Origin of the sequence: Methanoregula sp. (assembly GCF_002835825.1) — an archaeon.
In the GTDB taxonomy this organism is placed as follows: Archaea; Halobacteriota; Methanomicrobia; order Methanomicrobiales; family Methanospirillaceae; genus Methanoregula.
On sequence record NZ_PIZH01000065.1, the window covers coordinates 1 to 8,045 of the forward strand.

At 58.0% G+C, this 8,045-nt stretch carries 4 protein-coding genes; 2 read left to right on the top strand and 2 right to left on the bottom strand.

From position 1 onward, the window contains the following. Both CW742_RS03940 and CW742_RS03945 read left to right on the top strand, forming a co-directional pair. Window positions 1–368 (top strand): hypothetical protein (locus CW742_RS03940; RefSeq protein ID WP_292416745.1); only part of this gene is annotated, 368 nt, incomplete at its 5' end. Window positions 369–568: 200 nt separating this feature from the next. Further along, on the top strand, window positions 569–4,816 hold the full coding sequence (locus tag CW742_RS03945; protein WP_292416748.1) for a PAS domain S-box protein: 4,248 nt from the start codon (window positions 569–571) through the stop codon (window positions 4,814–4,816). A gap of 5 nt (window positions 4,817–4,821) precedes the next feature. Here the strand turns inward: CW742_RS03945 and CW742_RS03950 are convergent, their stop codons facing one another. Both CW742_RS03950 and CW742_RS03955 read right to left on the bottom strand, forming a co-directional pair. Beyond that, complete coding sequence (locus CW742_RS03950) at window positions 4,822–5,739, bottom strand: segregation/condensation protein A (protein ID WP_292416749.1); 918 nt, start codon at window positions 5,737–5,739, stop codon at window positions 4,822–4,824. Continuing rightward, window positions 5,732–8,045: chromosome segregation protein SMC (locus CW742_RS03955; protein WP_292416752.1), on the bottom strand; the 2,314-nt coding region annotated here is incomplete at its 5' end. The genes CW742_RS03955 and CW742_RS03950, both read right to left, overlap by 8 nt.

Genomic DNA, 8,045 nt, shown 5'->3' on the forward strand with positions numbered 1-8,045 from the left:
ATTCCCACCTGCGGGCGCATCCCCCCATCCAGAAAGTGAGGGAGATGTACACGGCAAAGTTCGAGTACCGGAACGAAAAGGGGAAGCGGGTCGGGACAACCATCGAGATGTACGATTCCGTGGAAGGCTACGAGACGGGGATCGCTTCTGTCATTGCAAACATGGCGAACCGGGAGGCGCACCGGGGAAAGGTAAAACACCTCCCGGCCGCTGACCTCTTTTCTGTCATGATGAAATGCCATGACCCGGGCAACGAACTCTATTACCTTAATATCGCCCGGGACCGGATGACACTGACATCCTATACCGATGATGCGATCCGGAAGAAGGTTGAGAATTGGGTGGAGAGCGTGCCGGAACTGGGGTGAGGTGGCAGACCTCCATCAGGTTCCGGAGCAAACCCCGCACCTGTGAAGCCGGGATGGAGATGAGACCAGAAAATCCTAAAATACCCCCTTTTTCCGTTTCAAGTGCAGATAATAAGATTAAAACGTAACCGACAATAGCAATAGGTATAACTAAAAGCAGATGAAGATCCGTATTCCATCCACAAGACAAAGAGGGGTGTGTGTCTCTGCCCTATACTATCCTGTATGTCGATGACGATGCAGACCTCCTTGAACTCGGCAAATCATTCCTCGAAATCACGCAGGAGTTCACAGTCGGGACCTGCGATTCCGCCCGGAAAGCCCAGGCTCTGCTCAGGGAACAACGCCCCGATGCGATCGTCTCCGATTACGAGATGCCGGAGATGGACGGCATCGTATTTCTCAAGCAGGTCCGTTCAGAATTCGGCGACCTCCCGTTCATCATCTTCACCGGGCGGGGCAGGGAAGAGGTTGTCATCGAAGCCCTGAACAACGGGGCGGACTTCTACCTCCAGAAGGGAAGCGATGCCGAGGCGGTCTATGCCGAGCTCCGCCATGTCGTAAGGAGGGCCATCGAGATGCGGCAGGCGCGACTCACCCTTGCCGAACAGGAGCAGCGTTTCCATGATCTCCAGAACGCAAGCGACATGATCCAGAGCGTAGACCCGCAGGGCCGGTTCCTCTTTACCAATAAAAAATGGCAGGACACCCTCGGCTATGGGCCGGATGACCTGCCCTCCCTCTCGCTCTTCGATATCATCCATGAGGAGAGTCGTGAACATTGCATGGCATTCTTCCCGCGGGTAATTGCCGGTGAGGATGTGGGCATTATCGACGTCACCTTCCGGGCAAAGGACGGCAGGAAGGTCTATGCCGAGGGGTTTGCCAGCTGTAAAATCTCCGACGGAAAACCCCAGTACACCCGCGGGATCTTCAAGGACGTCACCGACCGAAGGGAGACCGAACAAGCATTAAAAGAGAGCGAGGAGAAGTTCCGGACCCTTGTTGAGCACTCGCTGGACGGGATCCTGATCCTGGACCCGGGCGGGCTGATCCTCTTTGCCAACCAGGCAGCCGGAAAGCTCATCGAAGAAGACGATTACCCTAAGGTGATAGGCAGGCTGAATGTCATGGCCTTCATCGCACCGGAATCCAGGCAGACGGTGATCCAGGACTTCTCGAAAGTGGCGCAGGGTATCGACGGGTTCCTTGCGCAATACAAGATCATCACCGCACTGCACCGGGTGCGATGGGTTGAGAGCATCGGGAAATCCATCACGTTTGAGGGGAAGCAGGCCATCTTAATTTCGCTCCGGGACATCACGGACCGGATGCAATCCGAGTCCGTCATAAAGGAGAACGAGGAGAGGTTCCGGACCATCTTTGAGTCAAGCCCCTACCCGATAGCGATCAACAGCATGCCGGACCAGAAGTTCATCGCGGTCAACCCCACATTTGTGAGGGTAAGCGGGTACCAGGAAGAGGAGATCCTCGGGAAGAACCCGGTCGAACTGGGCCTTATCACGATTGCCGGGGCTGCCAAGCTGGTCTCACGTGCGGTCCTTGCAGGAAAGATCGAGAACGTTCCTCTTGCGTTATCGGTAAAGGACGGGCGGCGGGTTCATGTCCTCTTCTCCACCATTCCCATCACCATCGGGGGGAAGTCGGCTGCCCTTACGGTAACAGCCGAGGTGACGCAACTCAAACGGGTAGAAGAAGAGCTCATGAAAAAGAACGAGGACCTCCACGCGGCCTATGAAGAACTGACGGCAACCGAGGAAGAACTCCGGGCCAACTACGAAGAGCTCCACAAGCGCGAACAGGCCTTAAAAGAGAGCGAGGAGAAATACCGCCTGATGACCGAGACCACGACCGACGTGATCTACATGATGGACAGGAATGGCGTTATCACCTATGTCGGCCCGCAGATCGCCAGGTACGGGTACACCCCGGAAGAAGTCCTGTCCCATAATTTTTCTGAATTCCTGGAGAAGGATGACGTCTCCCGGGCGATGGCAGACATGGCAAAGACACTCGCAACCGGCCAGTCCACCGTGCTCCCGGTAAAGATGCACGACAAAGCCGGCACCATCATCTGGATGGAAGACAACGGTGCCGCGATCCGGGACGCCTCCGGTACGATAATCGGAATATCGGGGATCCTGCGCGACATCACTGCGCGAAAAGTGATCGAGGAAGCCCTTCGCGAGAGCGAGGAGAAGTTCAGGGCGCTGGTCGAGAACGCCCTGGAAGGGATCTTCATCGTCAACTTCACGGGAAAACTGCTCTTTGCAAACCCGGCGGTAGCCAGAATTGTCGATATTGACGATATCCGGTCCGTTGTCGGATCCCTCAATGTCATGGACCTCGTTGCTCTGGAATCGAAGCCCGCAGTGATCAAAGACCTCGCACAGGTAGCGCTGGGGATCGATGCCTACCTGGTCCATTACAAACTCATCACCATGAAAAAGAAGGAGATCTGGGTCGAATGCATAGGGAAGAAGATCTCCTTTGACGGGGGCACGGCCATGCTCGTCTCCATGCGTGACGTAACCGGGCGCCGGAAGGCAGAGGAGGTACTGCGTGAGTCCGAAAGCCGGCTGGCCACCCTTTTCCGCAGCAGCCCGGTGGCCCTGACGCTTGTCTCGGCAACGGACGGAAAATTCGTGGATGTGAACGATGCGTTTGTTGCACAAACCGGTTTTAGCCGCGAGGAGGTAATCGGGAGGACTGCATCCGGGATCCATATCTTTGCCGACAGCAGAGAGTATGAGGAATTTTCTTCGGCATTAAGGAACAAGCGCAGTGTCCAGGGTATGGAGATCAAGTGCCTGACAAAAGACGGCAAGCTCCAGAACTGCCGCTTTACTTCAACGGTCATTTTTATGAACGGTGTCCCCCACATCCTCTCCAATGTTGAGAATATCAACGAGCAGAAGGAGGCAGAAGCGGCACTCAACACGCTGGTAAAGAGCATGGTCGGCACAACCGGGGTGGATTCCCTCCAGACGATCACGGGGAACGTTGCCACCTGGCTGGGTGCCGATTGTGTGATGGTCAGCGAAGTGACACCGGACCGGAAATCGCTCGTGGCCCGCTCCATGATCCTTGACGGGAAACGTGTTGCTGCATTTTCCTGCTCCCTGCCGGGAACCCCCTGTAATGCGGTGACAGAACAGGGCTTCCTGTTCTACGGGGAGAACCTTGCACAACTCTTCCCCACGACAGAGGCGGTTACAGAACACGGGTTCTCTGCATATATTGGTACACCCCTTATCGATTCCGCCGGGAATGTGGTAGGTGTCCTCAGCGCATTCTTCCGTTCCGCGCAAGAATCCCTGGCAGGGTACCGGGAGATCCTCGATATCATGGCCGTGAAAGCGGCCGCCGAGATCGAACGCAGCCGCATCGAACAGACCCTCATCGAGAGCGAGGAGAAGTTCCGGACCCTTGTCGAGAACTCGCTGGATGGGATCCTCATCATCGATATGACAGGAAGGATCCTCTTCGCCAACAAGGCAATGGCAGAAATGGTTGCCTCTGAGCGCGAAATCGGATTTGACAGCTATGAGGGCGGAAGGAATGTGCTGGATTTCATTGCCCCGGAAGCACGGGATTCCGTTGTGCAGGATTTCCGGAACGTAAAGGACGGGCAGGATCGGTACCCGGTACAGTACCCGGCAGTCACGACAACCGGAAAACGGACCTGGATCGAGGGCATCGGCAGGAACATCCTGTACCGCACGGTTCCCGCAGTTCTTGTCTCCATCCGCGACATCACGGCCCGGAAACAGATGGAAGAGACGCTCCTCCGGACCAACAAGCAGCTCAGCCTCCTTTCAAGTATAACAAGGCACGATGTCCTCAACAAGATCACTATCATCCAGGGCCATATCGCACTTGCCCAGCGGCAGGGGGCTACGGCGGATTACCCGGTGCTCATCGGGAAGATCGCGCCTCTCATCACCGTCATCCGCCAGCAGGTGGAGTTCACCCGGTTGTACCAGAACCTCGGGACAAAAGAGCCTGAATGGCAGAGTGCCGAAAAATTCCTCGCATCGGCATCGGTCCCGAAGTCCGTGACGCTGAAAATCGAGCTGAAGGATCTGGAGATCTATTCCGACATGATGCTGGAGAAGGTATTCCATAACCTTGTCGACAACTCGCTCCGTCACGGTGAGAAAGTCACGGAGATCCGGCTGGCCGCGCACCCGGTTGACAGCGGGCTTGCGATCACCTACGAGGACAACGGGACCGGTATTCCAACAGCCGAGAAGGAGAAGATCTTCGGGCGGGGCTACGGGAAGAATACGGGTCTTGGGCTCTTCCTTGCCCGTGAGATCCTTGCCATCACCGGCATGACAATCCGGGAAACGGGTGAAGAAGGGAAGGGCGCACGGTTCGAGATCCATGTGCCGGAGAACGCGTTCCGGAAAATCGTAAAATGACTTTATTATTCCGATGAGGATTCTGCAGGAGGGGCCGTGTCGTCAACCCGGCAGATCTGCACCCAGATGTCGCCGAAGAACTCCTCCTGCCGGAGCGAGCAGCGGCCGTCAAGGGCAAGGAAGAGGAGGGGGATGTAAACCTCGGGGACTCCCCATTCCATCCGCTCGCAGAGTTCGGCGAGTGTCATCTCTTCGTTGATCTCCAGTCCTTCAAGGTACTCGGCAAGCCGGGTCATGGACGACTCCTGGAACCCTTCCTCGTGGGCAATGCTGACCACGTCATCGGCATCGATCAGGGAATCCGTGAAGTCATCGCGTCCCCCTTCCGCCATCCTCCGGCGCCGGCGTTCTTCCTTCTCGATGTTCTTCAGCTCGGTGATGAGCTCGAAGAGGGTGGTAGGGCTCTTCCTCATGCTCTTTCTATCGAGCCGGCGCTGGATCTCGTGCTCCAGCCGCTCGATAGGGCCGAGCCGGCCGGTGTAGTCGATGTCCTCGCCATCCCCTGTGCCGAATTCACCGAACAGGTCGTCCTCTTCCCCATCACCGGAATCGTCGGGTTCATCAACGATCACGAGCTGCTCAGACTTCATCCGGACGAGGGTTGAAGCAAAGAAGAGGGTCCGCCCGGAGATCTGGAGATTGAGCTCCCGCCGCCGTTCGAGCTCGGTCAGGAAGCGGTCCGTCACCTCGATGATGTCGATGTTCCACGGGTCGATCTCGCCACGCTCGGCAAGACCTACGAGGATCTCGACCGGGTCTTCCATGGCGGCTGTGCCCGTGGACGGCATGGGCGGGTCCGCCACCGGCCCCACCGGTTGGTCCGGCTGTTGCGGGGCCGACTGCTGCCCGGCAAGCCCGGTCAGTTCTCCCTCCGCAGGGAGGGGGGGAGGCGCCTCGTTCATCGTGTCCTTCTCTTCAGCCATTGGCCTTTACCCCGGTGACGAGCGTGCTCTTGTCGGGCCGGAGCGTTACTCCCATGATCCGCTCGGCGGCCTCGATCATCGGTTTCCTGAGCGAGATGATGATGAACTGGGTGTTCGGGGCAAGCTCCTCCACCATGGAGGAGATCCGCTCGACATTAGCGCCATCCAGCGACATGTCCACTTCGTCGAAGGCATAGAACGGGGCGGGGATGAAACGCTGGATCGAGAAGATGAACGCAAGGGTGGTGAGCGACTTCTCCCCACCGGAGAGGGAGTTCAAGAGGTGGACCTTCTTGTCCCGCGGCTTAACGGCAAAGGTCATGCCCCCGGTAAACGGGTCCTCCTCGTTCTCCAGCACAAGGTTGCCGCTCCCGCTCGTGAGCCGGGCAAAGATCTCCCGGAAGTTCGTGTCGATGGCCCTGAACGCCGTGGTAAAAGCCTCGTACTTCATCTTTTCGAACTGCTCGATCCGCTGGATCAAAGTCTCCCGCTCGGTGGAGAGGATCTCCTTCTTCTCCGTGCGTTCGGTCACCTGCCGCTGGACCTTGTCGTACTCCTCGATGGCAAGCATGTTGACAGCGCCAATCTTCCGGAGGGCACCGTCGGCCTCGGCAATCTTCCCCTCGATCTCCGAGAGCGTCAGGTTTGTGTCCATCTCGCCAACCTGCTGCTTCAGCATATCAATCTCGATACCGAGCGTCTTTGCCCGTTCCCCGATGGCCACCTGCTGGGCGGCGATCCGGTCCTTCTCAGCATCGAGTTTGAGGATCTTCAGTTCCGAATCCTGGATCTGTTTTGAGACCTCGCCCCGCTTTGTCCGAAGTTCGTCCAGTTCTCCCGAGAATTCCTTCTGCTTCTCCTCAAGAGCGGCAATCTGTGTCTTGTGGGTGGCGATCTGCCCGTTCGCACCCGCGATCTCAGAATCGATCCGCTGGTTGGCATCATCCAGGCGTTTCCGCTCCTCTGCAAGTTCACCAAGCCGGGCCGAGAAGTGCTGGCGCTCCCGCTGAGCATCGTTGATATCGCCGTCCTTGTTCCGGAGTCGGCGTTCGAACTCCTCGATCTCCCGGCGCTTCTTCTCCATCTGCTCGGTGAGGGCGGGAATATTCGTGTCGTCAAGCCGTTTCTTGATGGCCTCGATCTCTTTGTTCAGGCCGTTGATCTGCTCTGTAGCCTTGTCCAGTTCCGCTTCAAGGGCTGCAAGTTCGGAGGCGCTGCTCTTGGTCTCCTCCTGCTGGCGAGCAACCGCTGCCTCGATGGTCTGCTTCTCGACAGTTATCGCATCGAACCGCCGCGAGAATTCCTCGGTAAACATCCCGAAGCGGGCCACCTTCTGGTCGATCTCGTTCCGCGCCCCCCGTTTTGCATCCACCTCTTCCGTGAGGCGCTTCACCCCCGCTTCCAGGGTTGCAGCCTCACCCTGCAGTTCGCCAAGGTGCGAGCGGATGCGCAGGATCTCATCGTCTACGGCAGCGCCGAACCCCCGCGGCCCGGCCTGCTTCTTCATCGATCCGCCGGTCATTGCCCCGCTCCTCTCAATGAGCTCGCCTTCGAGCGTGACCATACGGTACTTCCCAATCAGTTTCCGGGCCCGTTCCAGCGTATCGACGACAACCGTCCCTCCGAGGACCACTGAGAAGGCCCTGTCGTATTTCGGGTCATAGTCCAGCAGGTTCACGGCATAATCAATGACGCCCTGCTCTTTGAGCGGCGGGAGCTGCGGGGGCTTGAGCTTGTTCAACGGGAGGAGCGTCACCCTGCCGAGCCGTTCTTCCTTCAGGTACCGTATTGCATCCGCCGCGATCTGGTCGGTGTCGCAGACCACGAACTGGAGCTTGTTGCCCGCCGCGACATTCAGGGCTGTCGTATATTCCGCGGGGGCTTTTCCCAAGTCGGAGATGGTGCCATGCACGCCCTCCATGGCCCGCACGGCCTCGATCGCCTTCCCGCCCGACTCGCCCCGGGCATCGCGGGCCGCTTCCAGCCGGATCGCGTCCTGCTCGGTGTCGCGGATTTCGGAGCGGAGCCGTTCGAGGGATGACCGATGAGAAAAGAGCGTGCTTTCCAGGTCCGAGAGGTTCCTGTCCAGAGCCTTCTTCTCTGCCTGGAGGTCTGCTATACTCTTCTCGCTGTCGGTGAGCTGGGTCTGTTTTGCGGCATACTCCTCATCCAGCTGCCGCAAAAGGCCGGTGAGGCGTTCGAGCTCGGAGGTCCGCATCCGGCTCTTCTCAATGAACATATCCTGCTGGTGGAGGATGCCCGAACGCTGGCCCTTTTTCTCCTCGACTTCCTTCAAGAGACTGAAG